The organism is Nocardia halotolerans (assembly GCF_042650145.1).
Lineage (GTDB): Bacteria > Actinomycetota > Actinomycetes > Mycobacteriales > Mycobacteriaceae > Nocardia > Nocardia halotolerans.
Genome location: NZ_JBHSDL010000014.1, coordinates 465,516 through 485,876 on the forward strand (window position 1 = coordinate 465,516; position 20,361 = coordinate 485,876).

Sequence of the window (20,361 nt, forward strand, 5' to 3'; positions counted from 1 at the left end):
GGGCCGCAGCGGTCCGACGACCCGGCAGACAGATGAACGTGAGATCCCGCGCCTGTGCAGATGGTTGTTGGGCCGCCAGGCGGCCGCCTGCAGTGCATCCGTCCGCTGGCATGGGCCGCCGCGCATCGGCCGCCAGCGGGCCGCTACCGTGACAAACCCCATATTCCGCATGCCCGGGCCGGGTCCGCCATTGGTGCGTGGACGGGGCAGGGCTCGAGATCGCTTGGCGCGCTTGTCGTCGTGTTCGTTATGCGGCCGCGTTAAAAGCCTGATGGCGATACAGAAGACACGAGGACGTACGAGGCCCGCCACTCTGGCCATGGCAGGCCGCGTGCTGAGTGTCGTGCGGAAACGAAGTCGCGCGAATCGGGCCATCGTTGCTCAGGTGAGCACGCCGATCTCGTCGCGTGTCTTGTCAGCGCGAACTCTTCGGAAGACCGAGTGTCGTAGCCGGCCGTCGCCTCTGAACTCGCGGTATTCGACGCAGCAAGTACCGGTTCGACCCACGACGCGGTCCGCGCGCCCGGCCGGTGGTGGGTCGTCGAGCGGACTGGTCTCGCGGCGGATTCATCGAGCCTCGCGCGGAGACTGCCGCGGATGCCGGGGTGAATCCGCTGCCGACTCCGCCCAGGCACGGGAGGCGTCCTTCGGGGGTGTGGATCTATCACAATGCCGGGTCGTCGGGCCACAGCTGGTGCACGGTCACATCCCACGTGGAGGTGTCGGCCGCGGCGCCACGAGTGTTGCGCACGCAGCAGCACACGCCTGAGGCAGGCCTGCGATGCCGATTGCCAGTGCAGCCTCGCTGCCGACGTGGGCGTCGTCGGTGACGAACGAGCGGGCCTTGACCGCGCTGCGGGGAGGTTCTTCAAGCCCCACAGGAGTGACCGGAACGGGTGCGAGGGGTGGCTGCACCTCTTGGACACCGGCGAGATGTACTCGCTGCTGCCGCAGTAGGCGCAGATCGCCTGCAGGTGCCCACCGCGGCGGTGGCACGGCCACCAGATCAGCCAGTGGACGAGCTCGCCTTCATCTGCGTACGTCGGATGCTCGACCGCGCACGGCATGCGCTTGTCAGCCTGCTGGGTGTTGAGCATCGCGTAGTGGAGTACAACCGACGCTGCAACCGTCTGGCGCTCGCCCGCCGGGAACATGTCGGGAGCGACGTAGAGCTTGAAGTAGTCGAATTCCTCCGCCAGGGCTTCTTCGCGGTCAGACAGGAAGGTTCGGCCGATATGGGTGAGGCGGGCAGCGAGGGTCTCGCGGGTGCCGCCTTGCTGGTTGCGCCCATGACGGCGCACCAGGTCCTTCGTCGGAACCACGATTGTGGTGCATTCGATGTGACCTGACCGTTCGAGCCCGCGCAGGGCGCGCCGGTAGCTGGCCCGGTAGTTCCGTTCGTAGTCGGCGTAGCTGGTATCGACGGGCCGGGCGATCTGGCCGATCGTGAACCACGAATCCACTTGCGGTGTGGCGAGTTCGGTAGCGAGATACAGCTCAACTAGCGCTCTACGCTGCACCTTGCCGGGCCCCGGACGAATTGACGCGCGAGTAACCCCATTCGTATCCACGTTCGGCCTTTTCTGGGCTGCTCCAATTACTTCAAGCCCGGAGCACTGGGCTTGCTGCCTCCCCCGAGGGCAAGTCGGAGGAGGCAGCTCTGTCGCCCCACGCGCTGAACACGGAGCACACATGAATGTACAGCCCCTTCCGGGGCCGACGGGAGTCCAGAACAGCGAGCCGGTCATCGAGGCGGTCTGTCCGACCTGCCATTCGACGAACTGTTTCGTGTTGGTCCGGTCGGACACACCCCCGAAAAACTGGATGGATTTCCTGGACCGTCAGCTCAAGGCAGTGATCAGCGGGCACTGGAGCGGGAAGACGGTCGCCCATCTCGGTGGGGCGGTGTTCGTGGTCGCCACCGCGGTGGCAGCCGCCGTAGGCCTGATTCTCCTGGCCTACACCGCGATGGGCCCCTACGTCGCAGGTTCCGTCGGCGGTGCAACCGTTGTCGGTTTCGCTACGCACTGGTTGATTCGTCGCCGTGGCGGCCAACCCACATCGCCAGCGGATAACACCCCGCCGGAGCCGACCGCCGTCGCAGCTCCTCCAACTGAGTCTGCCTAAGAGCTCCTAACAGGTTCTGTCGGGTAGCGACGAGTCCTGTTGTAGTGCAGGATATTTCGTTGTGGCAGCGCCGTGGATCGCGGACGACCAGCTGTGGGCAGTGATCGAACCGCTACTGCCAGTCAAGGCGGCGGGAACGCCGGGACCAGCGCGGATGAGCGATCGGCTTGTCCTGCAAGGGATTCTGTTCGTGCTGATCACCGGTATCGGGTGGGACGATCTGCCCCAGGAACTGGGTTTCGGGTCTGGGATGACCTGCTGGCGGCGGCTACGCGACTGGCAGGCAGCCGGGGTGTTCGAGGCCATGCACACCACGATGCTCGCCCACTGCCACCGCGCGGGCTTGATCGATTTCGACCGCGTCATCCCCGACGGCTCGCACGTGCGGGCCAAAAAAGGGGTGCCGATACCGGTCCCAGCCCGGTCGACCGCCGCAAACCGGAGCGAAACACCACATCCTGAACTGCGGCAACGGCCTCCCGCTCGCAATCGTTCAATCAGCGGCCAACATCAACGACCACCTCGTGCTACCCGAGCTACTCGACCGAGTACGTCCGCTACGCGGACGCCCCGGCCGACCACGCGAGAAGATCACGACCCTGATCGCGGACAAAGGCTACGACTACCCCCGCGTCTACGACGAACTCGAACAACGACGGATCACCGGCTATGTCCCACGTCGCGGAACTCGCGACAAGGTGACCGCCGGCCGCTGGATCGTCGAGCAAACACTGGCGTTGCTGCACCAATACCGGCGCTTGGCCGTCCGTTGGGAACGCCGCACCGACATCCATCAGGGATTCCTCGACCTCGCTGCTGCGCTCATCTGCTGGCGACGACTCAGCAATCGAACGTGTTAGGAGCTCTAAGCAGTACACACTTTCATGGCCCGGTCCGCGGTGGACCGGGCCATACTTCTGCGACAACCGGCCTGCACCAATCTACAAACCGATGTCGGAGCCCTAGAGCGCTCGGCGATACTCGGGTATCTCGCGGTAGATCGTCGACGGTGCCCGCCCCCGCTGCCGCGGCGGCGGTGGTCGACAATCCCTCACCGATACCCACCCAGAACTGGGCAACGACCGCCCTCCGCTGTGGCACACCATGCAACACTCCCGTCTCGATCGAGACCGTTGCATTCACCCCTCGAGCCCAAGCGAGTACTGCCCGCCACCACGTCCGCCGAGGTCATGCGGAGTTCGCGGTCAGTCTTTGGAGTGTCGACCCCCGCCAGGGACGGGCGGCTCACCGGCTTCACGGAATGTCAAGCGCGGCGGCTTGTAAATGCGGGATACGTACGCGTAGCGCATATCTCGTCCGCCCGGACGGGACACGACTCCGTATTTGGCCGGGTCACCGGCGAACCAGATCTCGCGAGTGGCGTGATTCACCAGTTTTCCCCGGTCCCACGCCCACGTGCTGAGCAGGAGTGTGCCCACTGTTTCGCCGTGCGGGCCGAGCAGGTCCACCCACTCGTAGCGGGTACCGGACAGGTACCGGATCCGCCACACGGTCCACGGGTGCCGCAGGGCCTTGCGGCGGCGTCGATTGATCCACAGGAAGCACCCACCGAACATCGTCCCGAAGATGAAGTACTGCGAGACCAAGACCGCCACGCCACTGTCTTTACTGATCAATACGACGGTCAGTGGTCCGGTGGCCAGCGCGGTGAGTAGCAACGGCCACCGATTCCACCAGTTGCGGCGCAACGCTCGCCTGGTCGGTGGAAACTGCCGAGCCGGTCCGGGCGGCGGCGGAACGTCCATCGCGGGTGGCCGGTTCACAGGTCGAGACTCGTGGTCGTCGAGGAGGATACGAATTCGAGGCTCGCCGCCATTCCGAATAGCATGGGGCCGAATTCCGGCCCTCGATCGACTTCGGCGGTAGCCACCTCGACCACCGCGACGGTGGTGCCGTCCGGTGAAGGAATCACCGCTTCCATCTGGTAGGCGTGCGCGGCATCGTCGGATTTCCGCAGCGCGGGCAGGCCCGGGTAGGGGTAGTGGCCGATGCCCTCGCTGAACAGAAGTGGTCGCTCGCCGACATCGACACCTTCTACCCGCCAGCCGATCTCGTCGCGGGTCTTGTGCTGCGCGATATCGGCCAGGGTGAGGCGAGGATTGCGGGGTGCACCTGCGTCGAGGCACGAGATTGTCAGCCAGGACACCACCGGATGCCCGTCGGCACTTCGGTGCGTGCCGATACCGCAGTACACGGCATTGCGCTTGGCCAGCGCCTCCAGCATGAATTCGAGTGTGCCGAGAGTTTTCGGCACACTCTCGCGCAGCGTTCCTGTGGTCTGCTGCGACAGCAGTGGGTCGGCGGCCGAGATCGCGGTGGCGATACCGGTCAGCGGGAGTTCGTGGTAGCCGGGCGGGATTTCCACAGCCACGGCGTAGCGCGGCGGTCGCGCCGGATTGTTCGTCATTGTTCGATACCCTCGATCGCTCAGTCCCCGAAGATGCTTCCCAGGGCCACACCGGCCACTGATCCGACCGCGCCCTCTGTCCGCTTCAGTACCGTGAGCGCCACAGCGGGATCGGCCACACTGTGCGCGCCCTCCACGCCGGTGACTTGCAGCAGCCGATTGACCCCGTTGGTAACGCCGGTATTGGCCATGATGTCCGTTACGCCCCCGACGTTGTGGTCGGTCATGAACTTGTTGACCAGCCCGGGATTGTGGGCTGCCTCCGACCATGCGCGTGCCATGCCCTCGAAACGGCCGACATCGCCCGCCGCGTCACCGAGCATGGCTACTTTGCCGACCTTGCCGAGTGCTCCGACACCGGGAATCAGCCCGAGCGCGTCGCCCGAAAGCTGCATGCCTGCGCTGAATTTCTCGCTCAGACTGCCGTGCAGCAGGTCGTCGCGTAGTTCGTCGTCGGTGAGGCTCAGGCCGAGTGCTCCGACGCCGGCCGCCAGGGAAACGCCCAGTGCGATTGCGCTGATCGGGGGTGGGGTGATCACCGCCAGTAGACCAGCGACGGCCGCGGTGGTGGAGAGGATGTTGTGTAGGAGTTCGCGGTTCTCCTCGATCCAGTCGCCGAGCGCGTTCACCGCGTCGACGATCTTGTCCCAGAGGCTCTCGTCGGGCTTGCTCGGCGCGTTCTTGGCGGCGTCTACGAGTGCTGCGGCGATGCGCGCGGCGAGGGCGTTGTGCACACCCTCGAGGTCGGTTGCGCGCCGGATGATCGCATCCAGCTTGGTTTGACAATCCGACACCGCCGTCACCGCCGCGTTCACCCGCGCGACCGCCGCGTCGAGGCGGGACTGGGCCGCCCTCAATTCGTCGGCATCGGAGAACCGCGCATTGGCCAGGCCGAGGTGGGGATGTGTGCGCGCCTGTGTGAGTGTGGTGTTCGCGGTGGCGAGCTCGGCACGCGCCGCGGCCGCCTCCTGTTCGAGTCCCTGCGCGGTGTCCTGGAAATCGACCAGGTTGGTGTGCCATTCGACGACGAGATCGACGGCCGATTCCAGCGACGTCTGGGCCAAGCCCAGGTCGGTGGACAGCGTGGCGTCGAAATTCGCCCGGAAGGCGTCTCCCGCCTCGCCTCTCCACACATCACCGCTGTCGAGTAGGCGGTTGAGCAGCGTCCTGGTCTCCGTCACGCCCTGGCGTGCCGCATCGATACGCTGCCGGAGGTTCGCCACTTCGGCTGTACTGCCGACAACTGGGTTGAACCCCAGGTTGGGGTAGGGGTTGGCGCTCACCGTTGTACCCCCGTGGCGTTGCCATCGGCTGTACCCTGCGCGTCGATCACCTGTGTGGCCTGATCCAACGCCCTAGCGAACGCGGAGTCGGCGGACACGTAGGCGTCATGGCATTGCGAGACACCTTCGGCAGTGGTGATCGCGGCCTCGATGATCCGTTCGATACCGAATTTCCAGCTGCGCTGAAAATTCGCGGCGGCGTCGTTCAGGCCGGTGGTGCCTATATCACCGTCGCCCGCGCTCTCCAAGGCCTTCATTGCATCACCAAGTACCTGTTCGGAGTTCTTCAGTGATTGCACCGTGCTCGCGAGCACGTCGATATCCACCTGGAAGTATCCGGCCATTTCTCTCCTCCCCCCTCCGATCTCTCACAGCACGATATAGACGGTCCGGGAGCCCGGCAAACCTCCAGCCCGGCACCTGCCTGCGCTCGCCCGTGCCTATGCGGGCGCCCGGCCGCGCTGTGGGCACATCCGCGCAACATCACCGACGATCAGGCCCGCGCCTGCGCCGCGACCGGTGGCGTGATCGGCATCAACGGCGTCGGAATCTTCGTGGGCCACAACGCCCCGAGGCCCGCGTCGAACGCCTCACCGCCACGGCCGATCACATCCGCTACGGCGTTGACGTGGTCGGCATCGACCACATCGGCATCGGCTCCGGCTACTTCTTCGACGGCGCCCAGTTCAATGCCGAGATCCGCGACAACCCCGCCGCCTTCTCGGCGGACTACACCGCCTGGGGACCTTGCAGCGGCCCCCACCCGAAGACCTCCTCGTCGACCGCGGCTTCACCCCACCGAACGCGCCGGAATCTGCACCTGTCACCAGAACGCAGCGCTGGACGCCCAGCGAATCCGCGAGCAACCGCTGTGCTGCTCTGATAGTCCTCTCGACCGACCGCGAGGCCCCTGGTACCGCCTGGCCGTACCTCGTCACCACACGAGACAGCGGGCCTCGCAGCACCCCAATCCCGCATTTTCGCACCGGGACCGAGTCCGGTCCTCGCCGACGCGCGGCAGCCTCGCTGGGTCAACCTTCCATGCCGATCACGGAAGTGATTACACCGCAAGCGATTTCGTGGACCTCTGCGCAACGCTTGGAGTCACCCAATCGACAGGAGCGGTGGGCACGAGCGCAGATAATGCCCTCGCGGAATCGTTCAACGCGGCCTTGAAACGCGAGACGTTGCAAGGCGCGACCCGGTGGGAATCACCGCGAGCGGCGCGGTTGGCGGTGGTCCGGTGGATCACCCGCTACAACACCCGACGAAGGCACTCCTACTGCGGCTACCTCAGCACTGTCGACTACGAAACCGCTCACGCGTCCGATAACCTGGCTCACGCCGCGTAATCACAAAGCCCGTGTCCAGTCTGCGGGGTCAAGGCCCGGTAAAGCACACGTGTTCACTGATAAGGACTACGGCGGGGCCAGTGCAGACCTGGAGTTGGGGACCTACAACCTGTGGAACGGCACCGGATCGGTCGGCAACGACACCATCTCGTCGTTGAAGGTGGAGCCTGGGTACCAGATCACGCTCTTCACCGATCGTGACTGCCAGGGAGACAACCACACCTTCACCTTCGGCGTTCCGCTGCTGCGCGACGGCCTCAACGACGCCGTCTCCTCAATAAGGGTCGCTGCCGTGCCAGCGCCCCGACTACAGCGAAGATGTGATTTTCATTCGGCCACCAGCCGACACGGGGAAGATAGCCCAGTGGGCAATAGCCGAGCCTCCCGTGCCAGGAGGATGTCTCACGTCGTAGTCGGGTAGTCACGATCTGACCTGAGGGGGCCAAATGACCGGTCCCAATCCGGTCGATAGGGGCAAGGCGGGCTCGAAACTGCACGTGTTGTCCGATCGTTCGGGCATCACGGTCGCGGTCTCGGCGGCGAACACTCCCGATGCCGAAGCTCTGCGACCGTTGGTCCGAGCCATCCCCGCGATCTGCTCAAGGCGTGGTCCACGGCGGCGTAAACCGGGAAAGTTGCACGCGGACAAGGCTTATGACCGCCGCGAGTTGCGGGATTGGGTTCGTGATCGAGGGATCGGTGTGCGGATCGCCCGCAAAGGGATCGAGTCCAGCCAGCACCTCGGCCGACATCGGTGGGTCATCGAACGCACTATCGCCTGGCTCGGCGGCTATCACCGGCTCTCGATTCGCTACGACCGCAAGGACACCCACTACTGCGGATTCCTTACCCTGGCAGCGGCGCTGACCTGCTACAAGAAGCTCGCCAAGGCCCGCAACGCCACATGAGACACGCCCTTAGCACCCATGTAGGTCCGGGGCGTAGGCACAGGTATTGGCGGACAACGGCCCCACACCGATCATGAGCCACCGCCGCAACCGCGGGAATTTCTACGAGTTTTCTACGATTTACCCAGGTTTTCCAACACGTGTATCACCTACTTTGATTCCCGAATCGTCGATGAGTGGGCCGGTAAGACGGTCGAGACAGCTGGGAGCGAGGGACCGAGCTGGCGGACCACGGCGGTCCGGCGACCCGACAGACAGATGAATGCGAGATTCCGCGCCTGTACAGATGCTTCTTGGACCGCCGGGCCTCCTTCTGCCGCGCATCCGCTCGCTGGGCCGGGGCCGCCGCGCAACGGCCGACTACGGCCGGTAGCGACGCCGCTATCAAGACAAACCCCATATTCCGCAGGCCCGCACCGGGGGCTCCACTGGTGCGCGCACGGGGGCGGGTTCGAGATCACTTGGCACGCTTGTCGTCGTGTTCGTCGCTATCCGGCCCCATAAGGACCTGATGGCGATGCCGAAGACCATCACGACCACCTACGGCCCGTCGTGCTCGCCACGGCAAGCCTCGTGCTGAGCGTGGAAACGAAGTCGCTCGGATCGGCCATCGTCGGTCAGGCGGGCCGCCCGATGCCTCTCTTATCGGCGGGGCAACAACGTCTGTACTGCGCGCAATGAGGCTGATGGAATACGGCGACCACCGGCTACCGAGGAATTCGCCGCCACCGGTTGGCCACTCGTCGAGGCGGGGAACCCTGTCATCGGACCGTTCCAATGCCGCGCCATGCTGAAACCCGCCCTGTTTCTCCACCGCGCTGACCACTGAACCCGATAGAGGAATCCAGGACAGCATCCACACCCAGGCGATATCGACGGTCAGCTGGACAGACCGACCTCGTCGGGTGCTTGGGCAGTCCGGATTCCCCGAAAGCTGGGGTGACGTAGTAGCCCGTCGCCGCTGATCTCGCGGTACTCGATGTCGGCGACAAACATCGGCTCGACCCACCACGCGGTCCGCGCAACCGGCTCCGGCGGTGGGTCGTCGAGCGGGCTGGTCTGCCGACGCACCTTGTCCAGCACGGCGCGGATGTTGCGCCGCGTCGCTGCGGTAAAACCGGTGCCGACCCCGCCGATACAGCGCGGGCGCCCGTCGGCGGTGTGTCCGGCCAGGACGAGGCCGCCGAAGGTCGCCGTCACAAACGCACTCCAGACGAAGCAGTCGACATCGATCGCAGTCGCGCTAAGACAGCAGGCTGTCGAGATTGTCCGCTAGCGCTCGCGCCAGCGTGAGTGCGTCCGATTCCACACTCGTCTCCTGATGCGGTAGTGGGGCACCGGCGTGGGACCGGTTCAATCGAATGTGCATCGTCGCGTTACCTTTTCGGAAGTCCACATTCACGGCAACGTCGCGATCGGCGACCTCCCGATACGAATATGCGTCATCGCCGAGGTCAGGCAAAATCTTCACGGCCGACGTGTGTTCGTCCCGGTAGCTCGTAAAGCTGCGCCGTGTTTGCTCAACGACATCGCCATCGCCCGAGGCACCCGGCTGATCGACCCGTAGTGTAATGAACACCGTGTTGGCGCTCACTCCGTCACCGGCAGTGCCCTGACTACCGGTGTAGGCGCCGTAGCAGGTCAATAACTTGCTGCCATCTTGTTCTGGCCGTTCACTTCTGAGCTCGACACTCGGATCGTAGAGACTGCCGGCGAAATCGGACACAGCCTCCCGCCCGACGGTCAGCACAATCAGGCAATCGGCGGGCGGGCTGCTGTAGGGCATCACCGGCTCTTCGGGTGGCGAGGTGCTGCAACCGGCCAGTACGAGCAGGACCGCCGGTGCAACGGCGAACGCGCCTGCCCGAGTGATTCGAGTTCTCATGACGGCTGCCCCCACCCCGGCCCGGTCGGGTTGCGCGGTTGCCATCCGGGTGTGCTCAGCGCGGCAGGTGCGATCGCCCCGGGAATCTCCACCATGTTGATCTTGGTGACGACATCGTCAATCTTGCCGCCGGTATCGACCATGTATTTACTGAGATTGTCTGTCAGTTCTTTTGTGTCCAGCATGAACGTGTTCACGAACTCCAGTGCAGCGCTTTGATAACTATCCGTACCGCCTGCGCCTCCTGTCAGGATCACGATGCTTGCGTTGGTCAATGCTCTCTTCCGCGCGGATTCGTACTGCGCCAGGTTTGCGGCTGTCTTCGTCACATGGCCGATGGCATTGGTGTAGGCGGTCGTGCAGTAAGCGCCCAGATCGTTGAGATAGCCCGCAATCTGGGAGATGAGGCCGTTGTTGGTCCTCGTGCACGTGGCAAGGGTTTCCACATACGCGACAGCAGCATCGCGCGCCGCGCCGTTCCAACGAGCTTTGAGGTTTTCGTTGGCTGTTGACAAACCGATCCCGTCGTTACTGCCGTCGACCGCTTTCGTCAGTTCAGAAACCCCATCTTGCCAGGCAGCCAGTACCGTTGAGACCTTACTTGGATCACCCAACATCTTCTGGATGACGCTCATGCGGTCACGCACTGGCTCATCGACACCCAGATCCTCGGCCCAATTCACAACATAGGCTGCCTGATCCCACGGAAACACAAGCTCTGCTGGTAGCCCGTTCGGGTTTTTATCCGCAGGAATTGCGAAGCCTTTTATCTCCCCCATTGTCAGTACCCCACCTGTGCATCGATGTAGCCGAACTGCCGGTAATAGTCAGCATCGAGACCTTCGAAATGTGTGGCGCATGTCTTCAGACCGTCCGCAGCAGACTGGATTGACGTCGATCCCTCTCGCAATTTTGTTGTAAGACGACTGGTAGCAAGGTTGAATTTTGCGACGTTGTCTTTACCGAAGGCACCGAGTGCGTTGAGGTCCATCGGGGTTCCGTTGACCTTGTCCTTGGCAGCATCCCAGTGACCTGACGTCTGGCGCACCTCCTCTGCTCCCAGCTTCAGAGCCTCTGGTACCACGTGAAAGACCTCTTTAGCCATGAATTCGTCCCCCTTCTTTGTGTTCAGGCAGTGGTTGCGCAATGGACAAGTTGATCGCCCAGATGATCGACTTCAGGATGTCGGACTCGTTCGATGCGACCACCTCGTCAGGGTCCAGCATGATCGAACGAAGGGTGCCGTTTCCATCTACAACGAGATTCCCGTAGCTGTGTCCCGAATAGTCGTCCACGACAGGGACACGAGAGCTTTCCGAAGCACGCTTCTCGTGATACTGCCCGGACTCTATGTCGTTCATCAGCTCACGCCAAATATTGTTCATTTCCTGAACCCCCCGGGTCTGTGTGGCCGCGCGATCGGTGCGGTCAGCGGAAATCTTATCGAAGAACAGTGATCGTCGCACCCTGCTGGTTGCTGATTCGTCGGCCGATGACCATCAGTCTCGAGATCAGGGATTCTCTCAGCAGCTTTGCCGTACGGCGAGCCGACCACGGCAATTCACCGATCACCGAGAATGGTCTCCACCACGGCCACCTTTTCCTCGTCGTAGCCGTCCAGATCCGCGCTGTGCCACTGCTCACCTGGGCGAACGCGGTGGAATCGGAACGTTCCGCCGGTGCTGTTCACTCCGACGATGCACCGAAGAGCCATCGGCTCGCTCAGCGAGTGGCCACAGCGGGCGATGCACAGCGCCAGCATCAGACCCTGAACCAGTATCCGGCGCTGGTCACCCTCGGAGATCACGGGCACACCGAGCTCGTCCCGTAGTCCCTTGTCCACCGGTACGACGTCATCCAAATGGAAGCGGCTCGCGTCGACCTCCCGCTGCGTCAGGTCGACGGACTTCCCAAGAGGGCGCGCGGCCCGCTCGACCTGATCGGCGAACACAACGACCTCGCCACAGCGCACGACACCAGCTTGTGCCCGCTCTCGCAGCCCAGGCACCAAGCCATCGAGCAGACCGCCACCGCCGACCGGAACGAAAGTGCCCACGCTGTCGGCCGCTGCGTCATTCATCTGCACCGAGATCACGTGACACCCTCTCACGACCAAACTGGTGAAACACCATCCCACCAGCTCGAGCAGAAACAGGACGGAAGCCGCAAGATCAACGAGAAGCAAGTAACGCAAACCCGCTGAGAAGCACTGTGATCCGACCAGATCACGGTAGGTGCAGCCGCAATCAACCCTCCGATACGGCCGAAGCCACAGGGCTGGCCAGAGGACACCTACGGCACCGCTGCGGACCGCTACCCAGGATCCGGCATCGGGTCGAGGCGGGTGGTGGCGACGGTGCGGCGGCGATAATAGGCGATCGCAAGGGCCAGGGTGATCGGTCCCCAGGCGGCGATGGGGGTGACGCACACCGTCGCCAATGTCTCCCAGGCGGCGTTGCTGTATTCGACCGTGTCGATGATGCCGTAAAAGGTGAGCTCCCGACCTCCGCCGATCGGAACAGCGGTGAACAGAAGGGTGAGCATCAGGCCGCCGAGGGCAGCGGGGGCGAAGGCCGCCATCGGCCGAACTCGTCTTCCGCCGAGGATCGGGATCCAGTCGGGCGCCACCTCACCCCAGCCCCGGACCAGCCCGATGGTCGACAACGCGATCGCTTCCGACAGCACACTGAGCCCGAGGATATATACGATGCCCACCCACGCCCCCCAAGCGGTGGGCATGCCGCCCTCTTGCACCTGCCCCATGTCGAAGTGCAGAGCGAAGGGCAGCCGCCACAGGCACGACGGCAGCAGAAGTAGCGGAAGCGCGTAGGCCGTGCGCATTGCCCAACGAGGGACGGGCCGCTCGGTGTCACTGACGGACGGGGGCCGGTGGATGATCTTCAGATTCATGGCTTGTCCGCCGGAATCAGGGCTTGACGGCGTGCAAGACGCGCAAGCCACCAGGGCCGATGTCGTCGTGAGCGATATCGAGGCCCGCTGCGCGGCACCGAGCGCTCAGCCATTGGTGTGGCAGACGGAGTTTGGGGTAGCTGTCGGTGGTCAGCGTCCACGCGTCGCCGCGTCGGGTGTGCAGCAGATCGTGTACGACGACCGTGTCGTCGTCGGTGTAGTCGAGAAAGCAGGTGAGGATTCGGTCAGCTGTCTGGCGGACGAGAATGGCACGGTCACTGCCGTGCAGCACCGGTGTCAGGTCGCGGTAGGTGACGACGAAGCTGCCGCCCGACCGCAGTGCCACAGCGACCTCGTCGATCAGCTGCTCCACATCCGAACGGCCGGGCAGATGCGGCAGGGTATCCCCCATACAGACGACTGTTTCGACCGAACCCGGGTCAGCCAGGACCGGTACGGCGCCACGGATGTCCCGCTGGACCGCCCGCAGGATCGACTCGGCCCCGGAGCCCGCGGCGAAGCGGGTGAGCTCGTCGAGCAGCACCGCGCTGGTGTCGACCGCGATGACCCGTGTGTACCCGAGCTGTGCGAGGGCCAGCGCTTGAGTGCCCGGACCACAGCCGAGGTCGAACGCGGTGCTCTTCTCGTGCGAGCGCATATCCAGTCCGAGCCGGCGAAGAAGGTCCAGCTGCGCCGTCACTACGGTGCCGATGTCGCCACCGAGCATCCAGGTGTAGTGCTCGGCCAGGAACCGATCGTAGTGTTCGGTCGCTGTGCTCATGGACGGCCGCCTTTCTCACAAAGCAAGTGATATGACGGCAGCCTGCCGGACGAGCAGCCTCGAGGGCCGGTACAAATTCTGGACCGGGGTACACAGCGAGCGGGACTGTCCGAGCGGGGGTCCGTCCGTGCGGCTGCGGGCTCGGTAGGTACGCCGGACACCAGTAAGACGCTGAGCACGCAGGCCCTGAGGACGGATGTGCCACTGCGGGAGCGGGTGCTGTGACACCTGCTGTGAAACTTTCGCGCGCGCCGAGGAGGTGCTGATGCCGCTCTACTCGACCTTCGCCGCCAGTTCACGGACTGCGCGGACGAAGACGTCCGGACGTTCGAAGTGGACATTGTGACCGGAGTCGACTTCGACCAGTGTCGCGGTGGGTAGGTGCGCCAGCACCTTGCCCACGTCCTTGTCGTCCATGGCCGCCATGAGGATTCCGTTTTTGTCGTAGTACGACTTGCGGTGCTGGAACCAGTAATTGGTGTGAATCAGCACGGCGGGTGCGGTAATGGCGGACAGGGCGGCCTCGGTATCGAATCCCCGGTACCAAGCGTTGTCGTACCAGGTCGCGCCGAATGACGGGTCGTAGTCCGCGATTCCGCGGAAGTAGATGTTCAGCACCGGCGGCAGGAAGAAGACCTCCAGCGGTCGGCCGGGATGGGTGCGCAGGTAGTGGCGGGAGTAGGCGGTGATCGGGCGTGCGAACGGCCCGAAGAACGAGAAGATGCCGCTGTTTTCGATGTAATAGCGCGGGAAGTTCCGCTCGTGGGTTTGTCCCAGGAAGTCGTGGGTCACCCGGGCCATGTCGCCGCCGGTGGTCTGCGCGGCCCGGGGCATGATCGAGGAGTAGAAAGGCGGGTCTTCGAGCACCGCCCCGCGCACGAGATCGGGGCGTGCGGCTACGAGCCGGGTGGCGATCAACCCGCCCGAGGAATGCCCGGCCACGAGTACGGGCGCACCGATCACCTCGTCCACGAACCGCGCCACGAGCTCACCGATTCGGACGTTGGTGTACTCGTCAGCGGGCAACCGGGCCGAACCGCCGTGGCCGTACACATCGATGGCGTAAACATGGTGCCGCTCAGCAAGTTCGGGCAGCACACGCTGGTAGTCCTGCCATCGGGAGCCCTGCCCATGGATCAGCAGCAATGGAGTACCGCGATCGGGCCCCTCAGCGTAGTTGGTCCGGTACCCGCCTACCTCGGCCTGCTTCTCCGTGAAGCCGGCATCGCGGACCAGTGCCATGGCTTTCCGGTAATACCCCAGGTCAGTCCCGGAATTCCGCCGCTTGACGAACACGACAGCCGCCGCGCCGACCACTCCGAGTCCCGCAATCCACCGCATGCGACGAACTCTAATCGCCGTTCGCGACTCGCGCGGAGTGCCCGATACCAGCATGTTCACAGACGCCCAGCGGCGTGGAGCGCCCTGGCGATCTCGAATCGCGGCATGGTGTCGGTGGAACGACCGGCTCCCGACATGTCCCAGCACCGCGGACGGTTTCGCCCTTGGCAGAAGAAAGATCCGAGGCACGTCGATCCCGTCTACGGTGGCCTGGCAGGTCACGAAAACCGTAGGAGGACGCATGGAAACGATCACCGGTACCGCGGCGGGCGTACCGTTCACGGCGCTCCCGCCGGACGGCGCCACCGACGGCCCCGCGCCGTTGATCGTGACCTGGCACATGCTGGACGCGCCACGCACGGACGCGGCCTTCGCGGCCGCGCTGCCCATGACCGGCGTACCTGCCTGGCGGGTGCACCTGGGCATGCCGATGTGCGGTGCGCGGATGGTCGACGGCCGCGTCGACGCCGTCGTCGAACTCATCGGCAAGGACCCGTTGATGGCTTTCCTGGCCCCGTTCGTCTACCAGGCCGCCGATGAATTCCCGGCCGCGCTGGCCGCGCTGCGCGAACAGCTGCCGGTCGATGACGAGCCGGTCTGTGTCCTGGGCGGTTCGCTCGGCGGAGCCGTGGCGCTGGAAGTGCTGACCAGGGGGCGGATTCCGATCAAGGCTGTCGCACTGGTCAACCCGGCTGCGCGGATTCGGTCCGCTGTCGCGGTCATCGAGGCCGGGTTCGGACAGACGTACCCGTGGACCGCCGAGTCCCGCAAGACCGCCGACGAACTGGACTTCGTCGCCCGCGTGACCGGCGGCATTACGGCACAACCGCCTGTGCTCCTCGTCAGCGGCGAACTGGACCACCCGGCGTTCCGGGCGGACGCCGGTGCCCTGGTCGACGCGCTGCGCGAGCGGTACACCCACCCGGACGCCGTCGAGCTGACGAACGTGGCGAACCTGGCGCACCCGCTGGCCGAGGAACCCGGCCTGGAACCGGCCCCGCAGCTGCCCACGGCCGAGGCGGTCGACGAGATCTTGACGGAGTGGTTCCGCCGGCAGCTCTAGGATCGCTCCATGAACGGGCGCTCGGAGTTGACCAGCTTCCTCATGTCACGCCGGGCACGACTGCGGCCCGAAGAGGTGGGACTCACCGACTACGGTGCTCGCCGGCGAGTGCCCGGGCTGCGCCGGGAGGAACTCGCGCAGCTGGCCGGGGTGAGTGTGACCCATTATGTTCGGCTCGAGCAGGGGCAGAGTCGCAATATTTCGACCGAGGTGCTGGATTCGGTGGGCGCCGCGCTCGGCCTCACCGACGATGAACGCGAGTACCTGGGAAATCTGGTCCACCCACCCCAGAACGAACCGGGTTCGGGGCCCACCGAAGTCCGCACCGACCTGGTGCACCTGGTGAATTCCATCACCCTGGCGCCCGCCTATGTCACCGGCCGGTACGGAAATATCCTCACCTGGAACCCGATGACGGCGACGGTGCTCTACGACTTCGCCCGGGTGCCGCCGATGTCGCGCACCTGGACACATCCGCTCTTTCTCGACGCGGAGTTTCGCGCCATGTTCAGTGCGGCCGACTGGCTCGAGGTCGCGCGCTATCAGGTGGCCTTCACCCGCATCGCCTGGAGCCGCCACCCCGGGGACCCGGCACTGGCCGCCCACCTCGCCTCGTTGCGCGAGCACAGCGCGGAATTCTGCGCGCTGTGGGACGAGCATCGGGTCGGCCAGTGGCCACCGCACCGGGTGCGACTGGCCCACCCCGTCCTGGGGCAGCTCGAGCTCGCGATCGAGATGATGCAGCCCGGCGAGAGCCGCGACCAGACCTTCGTGGCCTTCGTGGTCGCACCCGATTCCCCGACCGAATCCGCGCTGCGACGCCACGCGACGCGGTCGGCGGGTGACTGGTCAATTCTTGGATAGCCAATTCCGTGGCCTGGGTCGAAACGAACCCAGGCCACACCCTTGTTCGGAGTATTACTCGACCGGCCCCGTCAGTGGGCCGAATTCCGTGAAAAGAAAGGCAATTCGAGATGTCTCTGATCACCCGTCTCACCATCGGCGCGCTGTCGGCCGGTGTCGTCCTGTCGCCCGTGGTGAACGCGCAAGCCGCTGGAGCCCAGACAGTTCCGCCGGTGACCGCCGTCGATGACAACGGTTCCACCGGCAGTTCCTCGGAGTTCATGTGCACCCTGCTGCGGCTGGTGCACATGAACCAGGGCCCCGAGTGGTGTGCCTGACCGCACAGAACCTCACCATGACACGAACCCGCTGATCCGCCGGGGCCCGCGGCGACGGGTCGAGACAGGTTGGCGGCGGACCTCACATTCCGGCGAGCTCGCGCGTCTACCAGGTGATGAGAATGAAGGAACCGTTCGAACAGGCAGTTCGCCGGCACGGAGACACCGTGCTGCGGGTGTGTCGTGCCATGCTCGGGCCGGGCGCCGACGCCGACGACGTCTGGTCGGAAACCTTCCTCGCCGCCCTGCGGGCCTGGCCGGAACTGGCCGAGGACACCAATGTCGAGGCCTGGCTGGTGCGCGTGGCGCAGCGCAAGGCGGTCGATGTGACGCGTGCTCGGGCCCGGCACGCGGTCCCGACCGCGGACCTGCCGGAACAGCCGTCGCGGCTCGGTAATCCCGGCGACGACGAGGACGGGCTCTGGCGAGCCGTTGCCGCACTCCCGCAGCGGCAACGGCTCGCCGTTGCCTACCGTTACCTTGGTGGGTTGGCGCACGCGGAGACCGCCGAGCTGATCGGTGGCAGCGCCGCCGCGGTCCGGCGGGCCGCCGCCGACGGCATCAAGAGTTTGCGCCAGACCTACGACGCAGGCCAGCGACCGGAAGGAGCACCCCGATGACGGACAGTCGCCACGGCGCGGGCGGTGACCCCGCCGACAACGGGGGGCCGGACCTGACCGCCCTGTTCCCGATCAGCGACTCCGCGCTCGCCCGGCTGCAAGCCGAGCTGGTGGCGCGCGCCCAGGACGCGGGACTGCTCGACGTCGCCTATCGCACGATCGACTCCCCGGTGGGTCCGCTGCTGCTCGCGACGACCGAGAAGGGCCTGGTACGGGTCGCGTTCGAACGCGAGGACTTCGACGACGTACTCGCCACCCTCGCGGCGAAGGTCAGCCCACGGGTGCTGGCGGCGCCGCGGCGCCTCGATCCGGTCGCCGCGGAGCTCGACGAGTACTTCGCCGGCGCCCGCGAAGCTTTCGACGTGCCCCTGGACCACGCGCTGTCCTCCGGTTTCCGGCGGGTCGTGCAGCAGTACCTGCCGCACATCGGCTACGGGCACACTTGTTCCTACGGTGAGGTCGCCGAATTCGTCGGTAACCCGAAGGCGGTCCGCGCGGTCGGCACGGCGTGCGCGACCAACCCGTTGCCGATCGTGGTGCCGTGTCACCGGGTGCTGCGCGCCGACGGCAGCCCCGGCGGGTACATCGGTGGGTCCGCGGCGAAGACCACGCTGCTCACCTTGGAGCGCGGGAAGTAGAAATTTTCGGCGGGACCTCACACATCGGGTCGCTGGGACGTCTTCTCGGTAAGGAGCACACGGAGTCGCTCCCCACGCCGACAACAACAGTCGGCGTCCCGCACCACTGATCGGACCCCCATCATGTCGACCGCAATGATCACCGGCAGCAATCGTGGACTCGGATTCGCCACCGCCGAGGCACTGGCCGCCCGGGGCGACCGCGTGCTGATCACCTCGCGCCGGGAGACCGACGCGAAGCAGGCCGCCGCGACCCTGACAGCGAAAGGCCACGAGGCGTACGGGATCGCCCTCGACGTCACCGACGCCGACAGCGTCCGCGACGCGGCCGACTGGGTGCGCGACAACTTCGGCGCCCTCGACATCCTGGTCAACAACGCCGGCATCCTGCCCGAGGCGACCCACGGTGCTGCCCACGAGTTCGCCTCGGTGGCGCTGTTCCAGGAAACCTTCGCCACCAACGTGTTCGGCGCCGTCGCCGTCACCGAGGCGATGCTGCCCCTGTTGCGCACCAGCTCCGCGGGCCGCATCGTCAACATCTCCAGCACCATGGGTTCGCTCAACGAGCAACTGAACCCCGAGTCGCCGTACTACGGCATGGTCGTGCCCGCTTACCAGAGCTCCAAGGCGGCGCTCAACGCGGTGACGATCGCGCTGTCGAAGAAGCTCGCCGACACCGCGGTGAAGGTGACCTCGGTGTGCCCGGGTTTCGTGCAGACCGACCTCGCACCGGGCAACCGGGAGCAGGCACCGCTCACCGCCGGCGAGGCCGCCGTCGTGGTGGTGCGCGCGGCGACCCTGCCCACCGATGCCGCGTCGGGCACGTTCTTCGACCTCGACGGCACCGTGGCCTGGTAGTGCGGGTGGTGTGGCCGAGCCCCGCCCGGCACGGGGTTCGGCCGCCCGGATCCGGACATGAAATGATTTCGTGATCCAACAGGCAACGCGATAGTGGGAGTGACAGCAGTGGAGTTGATCGGTGTAATCGGTGGCGGCACGATGGGTGCGGGCATCGCGGAGGTGTGCGCCAAGGCCGGTAGCTCGGTGCTCGTGCTCGAGACCAAGCAGGAGTTCGCCGATGCCGCGCAGCAGCGCATCGCCACCTCCATCGGCAAGGGCGTGGCCCGCGGCAAGATCAGCCAGGAAGAGGCCGACGCGGCCGTGGCCCGGGTGCGGGTGACCCTGGACATGGACGAGTTCGCCGATCGTGACCTGGTGATCGAGGCCGCCCCGGAGATCGAGTCGCTCAAGTACGAGATCTTCGGCAAGCTGGACAAGATCGTCAAGCCCGCGGGCATCCTGGCCACCAACACCTCCTCGATCCCGGTGATCAAGGTGGCCGGCGCCACCGAGCGCCCCGAGCGCGTGGTCGGCGTGCACTTCTTCAACCCGGTGCCGGTGATGCCGCTGGTCGAGATCATCTCCACCCTGGTCACCGCACCGGAAGCGGCCGCCGCCGTCACCGACTACGCCAAGAACACCCTCGGCAAGCTCACCGTGCAGGCCGGTGACCGTTCCGGCTTCATCGTCAACGCCCTGCTCATCCCCTACCTGTGCTCGGCGATCCGGATGCTCGAGTCGGGCTACGCCACCGCCGAGGACATCGACACCGCCATGAAGGGCGGCTGCGGCTACCCGATGGGTCCGCTGACCCTGCTCGACACCGTCGGTCTCGACATCGCCCTGGCCGCCGCGGAGTCGTTGTACGCCGAGTTCGCCGAGCCGCACTTCGCCCCGCCCGCGCTGCTGCGCCGGATGGTCGACGCGGGCCGTCTCGGCCGCAAGAGCGGACGCGGGTTCTACGACTACGCCAAGTGATCCGCGCCGACCCGCAGGGCACCGTC

Annotated in this window: 25 protein-coding genes and 4 pseudogenes; 14 read left to right on the forward strand and 15 right to left on the reverse strand. The window is 65.4% G+C overall.

What is annotated here, in order from left to right:
* Positions 1–381 precede the first annotated feature (381 nt).
* Positions 382–567: an ATP dependent DNA ligase gene (locus ACFO5K_RS12715; protein WP_378563774.1), complete on the reverse strand. Its 186-nt coding sequence runs from the start codon at positions 565–567 to the stop codon at positions 382–384.
* A gap of 446 nt (positions 568–1,013) precedes the next feature.
* On the opposite strand from ACFO5K_RS12715, the gene ACFO5K_RS12720 reads away from it, so the two are divergent.
* From ACFO5K_RS12720 to ACFO5K_RS12735, 4 genes and pseudogenes are all read left to right on the forward strand, one after another.
* Entirely contained in the window at positions 1,014–1,349 is a 336-nt protein-coding gene (locus tag ACFO5K_RS12720) for a hypothetical protein (RefSeq protein ID WP_378560881.1), read from the forward strand.
* A gap of 343 nt (positions 1,350–1,692) precedes the next feature.
* Entirely contained in the window at positions 1,693–2,127 is a 435-nt protein-coding gene (locus tag ACFO5K_RS12725) for a hypothetical protein (protein WP_378560884.1), read from the forward strand.
* A 61-nt stretch (positions 2,128–2,188) separates the two neighbouring features.
* Positions 2,189–2,425: pseudogene (locus ACFO5K_RS12730) on the forward strand (transposase); the annotation flags it as partial.
* Between the two features lie 52 nt (positions 2,426–2,477).
* Positions 2,478–2,987: a transposase gene (locus tag ACFO5K_RS12735; protein ID WP_378563777.1), complete on the forward strand. Its 510-nt coding sequence runs from the start codon at positions 2,478–2,480 to the stop codon at positions 2,985–2,987.
* Between the two features lie 345 nt (positions 2,988–3,332).
* On the opposite strand, the gene ACFO5K_RS12740 is transcribed toward ACFO5K_RS12735, so the two are convergent.
* The 4 genes from ACFO5K_RS12740 to ACFO5K_RS12755 are packed head-to-tail and all read right to left on the reverse strand — an operon-like array spanning position 3,333 to position 6,182.
* Complete coding sequence (locus tag ACFO5K_RS12740; RefSeq protein WP_302874637.1) at positions 3,333–3,911, reverse strand: hypothetical protein; 579 nt, start codon at positions 3,909–3,911, stop codon at positions 3,333–3,335.
* Positions 3,908–4,555, reverse strand: a complete 648-nt coding sequence (locus tag ACFO5K_RS12745) for a hypothetical protein (protein ID WP_378560886.1) — start codon at positions 4,553–4,555, stop codon at positions 3,908–3,910. The genes ACFO5K_RS12740 and ACFO5K_RS12745 overlap by 4 nt, the downstream gene beginning before the upstream one ends.
* Positions 4,556–4,575: 20 nt before the next feature.
* Complete coding sequence (locus ACFO5K_RS12750) at positions 4,576–5,838, reverse strand: hypothetical protein (protein WP_378560889.1); 1,263 nt, start codon at positions 5,836–5,838, stop codon at positions 4,576–4,578.
* Positions 5,835–6,182 (reverse strand): hypothetical protein, encoded by a 348-nt coding sequence (locus ACFO5K_RS12755; RefSeq protein WP_378563952.1) that lies wholly within the window; start codon positions 6,180–6,182, stop codon positions 5,835–5,837. Before ACFO5K_RS12755 ends, ACFO5K_RS12750 begins: the two co-directional genes overlap by 4 nt.
* On the opposite strand from ACFO5K_RS12755, the pseudogene ACFO5K_RS12760 reads away from it, so the two are divergent.
* Positions 6,132–6,350: pseudogene (locus ACFO5K_RS12760) on the forward strand (hypothetical protein); the annotation flags it as partial. The gene ACFO5K_RS12755 and the pseudogene ACFO5K_RS12760 overlap by 51 nt on opposite strands.
* Here ACFO5K_RS12760 and ACFO5K_RS12765 read toward each other — a convergent pair.
* Complete coding sequence (locus ACFO5K_RS12765) at positions 6,332–6,601, reverse strand: hypothetical protein (RefSeq protein WP_378563955.1); 270 nt, start codon at positions 6,599–6,601, stop codon at positions 6,332–6,334. The pseudogene ACFO5K_RS12760 and the gene ACFO5K_RS12765 sit on opposite strands and share 19 nt — an antisense overlap.
* Positions 6,602–6,860: 259 nt before the next feature.
* On the opposite strand from ACFO5K_RS12765, the pseudogene ACFO5K_RS12770 reads away from it, so the two are divergent.
* Positions 6,861–7,190: pseudogene (locus ACFO5K_RS12770) on the forward strand (transposase); the annotation flags it as partial.
* A 437-nt stretch (positions 7,191–7,627) separates the two neighbouring features.
* A pseudogene (locus ACFO5K_RS12775) lies at positions 7,628–8,098 on the forward strand (transposase); the annotation flags it as partial.
* A gap of 879 nt (positions 8,099–8,977) precedes the next feature.
* Here ACFO5K_RS12775 and ACFO5K_RS12780 read toward each other — a convergent pair.
* The 9 genes from ACFO5K_RS12780 to ACFO5K_RS12820 form a co-directional block, all read right to left on the reverse strand.
* Positions 8,978–9,298, reverse strand: a complete 321-nt coding sequence (locus tag ACFO5K_RS12780) for an ATP dependent DNA ligase (RefSeq protein WP_378560891.1) — start codon at positions 9,296–9,298, stop codon at positions 8,978–8,980.
* Between the two features lie 43 nt (positions 9,299–9,341).
* A complete protein-coding gene (locus tag ACFO5K_RS12785) occupies positions 9,342–9,884 on the reverse strand; it encodes a hypothetical protein (protein ID WP_378560893.1) in 543 nt (180 codons plus the stop codon).
* A 95-nt stretch (positions 9,885–9,979) separates the two neighbouring features.
* The gene (locus tag ACFO5K_RS12790) at positions 9,980–10,762 is read right to left on the reverse strand and encodes a hypothetical protein (protein ID WP_378560895.1); all 783 of its coding nucleotides are present in this window, start codon (positions 10,760–10,762) and stop codon (positions 9,980–9,982) included.
* A 2-nt stretch (positions 10,763–10,764) separates the two neighbouring features.
* Positions 10,765–11,088: a hypothetical protein gene (locus ACFO5K_RS12795; protein ID WP_378560897.1), complete on the reverse strand. Its 324-nt coding sequence runs from the start codon at positions 11,086–11,088 to the stop codon at positions 10,765–10,767.
* A complete protein-coding gene (locus ACFO5K_RS12800; RefSeq protein WP_378560900.1) occupies positions 11,081–11,449 on the reverse strand; it encodes a hypothetical protein in 369 nt (122 codons plus the stop codon). Before ACFO5K_RS12800 ends, ACFO5K_RS12795 begins: the two co-directional genes overlap by 8 nt.
* Positions 11,450–11,544: 95 nt before the next feature.
* Positions 11,545–12,078, reverse strand: coding sequence for a hypothetical protein (locus ACFO5K_RS12805; protein ID WP_378560903.1), 534 nt, complete (start codon positions 12,076–12,078; stop codon positions 11,545–11,547).
* A gap of 218 nt (positions 12,079–12,296) precedes the next feature.
* Positions 12,297–12,893, reverse strand: a complete 597-nt coding sequence (locus ACFO5K_RS12810) for a hypothetical protein (protein WP_378560906.1) — start codon at positions 12,891–12,893, stop codon at positions 12,297–12,299.
* Positions 12,894–12,909: 16 nt separating this feature from the next.
* Positions 12,910–13,674, reverse strand: a complete 765-nt coding sequence (locus ACFO5K_RS12815; protein ID WP_378560909.1) for a class I SAM-dependent methyltransferase — start codon at positions 13,672–13,674, stop codon at positions 12,910–12,912.
* Positions 13,675–13,947: 273 nt separating this feature from the next.
* The gene (locus tag ACFO5K_RS12820) at positions 13,948–15,015 is read right to left on the reverse strand and encodes an alpha/beta fold hydrolase (protein WP_378560912.1); all 1,068 of its coding nucleotides are present in this window, start codon (positions 15,013–15,015) and stop codon (positions 13,948–13,950) included.
* A 241-nt stretch (positions 15,016–15,256) separates the two neighbouring features.
* On the opposite strand from ACFO5K_RS12820, the gene ACFO5K_RS12825 reads away from it, so the two are divergent.
* The 7 genes from ACFO5K_RS12825 (at position 15,257) to ACFO5K_RS12855 (ending at position 20,335) form a co-directional block, all read left to right on the forward strand.
* Positions 15,257–16,078, forward strand: coding sequence for an alpha/beta hydrolase family protein (locus tag ACFO5K_RS12825; RefSeq protein ID WP_378560914.1), 822 nt, complete (start codon positions 15,257–15,259; stop codon positions 16,076–16,078).
* 9 nt (positions 16,079–16,087) lie between these two features.
* On the forward strand, positions 16,088–16,942 hold the full coding sequence (locus ACFO5K_RS12830) for a helix-turn-helix domain-containing protein (protein ID WP_378560917.1): 855 nt from the start codon (positions 16,088–16,090) through the stop codon (positions 16,940–16,942).
* Positions 16,943–17,052: 110 nt separating this feature from the next.
* Positions 17,053–17,259, forward strand: coding sequence for a hypothetical protein (locus tag ACFO5K_RS12835; protein WP_378560920.1), 207 nt, complete (start codon positions 17,053–17,055; stop codon positions 17,257–17,259).
* A gap of 122 nt (positions 17,260–17,381) precedes the next feature.
* The gene (locus ACFO5K_RS12840; protein WP_378560923.1) at positions 17,382–17,879 is read left to right on the forward strand and encodes an RNA polymerase sigma factor; all 498 of its coding nucleotides are present in this window, start codon (positions 17,382–17,384) and stop codon (positions 17,877–17,879) included.
* A complete protein-coding gene (locus ACFO5K_RS12845) occupies positions 17,876–18,517 on the forward strand; it encodes a methylated-DNA--[protein]-cysteine S-methyltransferase (protein WP_378560926.1) in 642 nt (213 codons plus the stop codon). Before ACFO5K_RS12840 ends, ACFO5K_RS12845 begins: the two co-directional genes overlap by 4 nt.
* Positions 18,518–18,640: 123 nt before the next feature.
* Positions 18,641–19,375, forward strand: coding sequence for an SDR family NAD(P)-dependent oxidoreductase (locus ACFO5K_RS12850; RefSeq protein WP_378560929.1), 735 nt, complete (start codon positions 18,641–18,643; stop codon positions 19,373–19,375).
* 108 nt (positions 19,376–19,483) lie between these two features.
* Positions 19,484–20,335: a 3-hydroxybutyryl-CoA dehydrogenase gene (locus ACFO5K_RS12855; protein ID WP_378563781.1), complete on the forward strand. Its 852-nt coding sequence runs from the start codon at positions 19,484–19,486 to the stop codon at positions 20,333–20,335.
* Positions 20,336–20,361 lie beyond the last annotated feature (26 nt).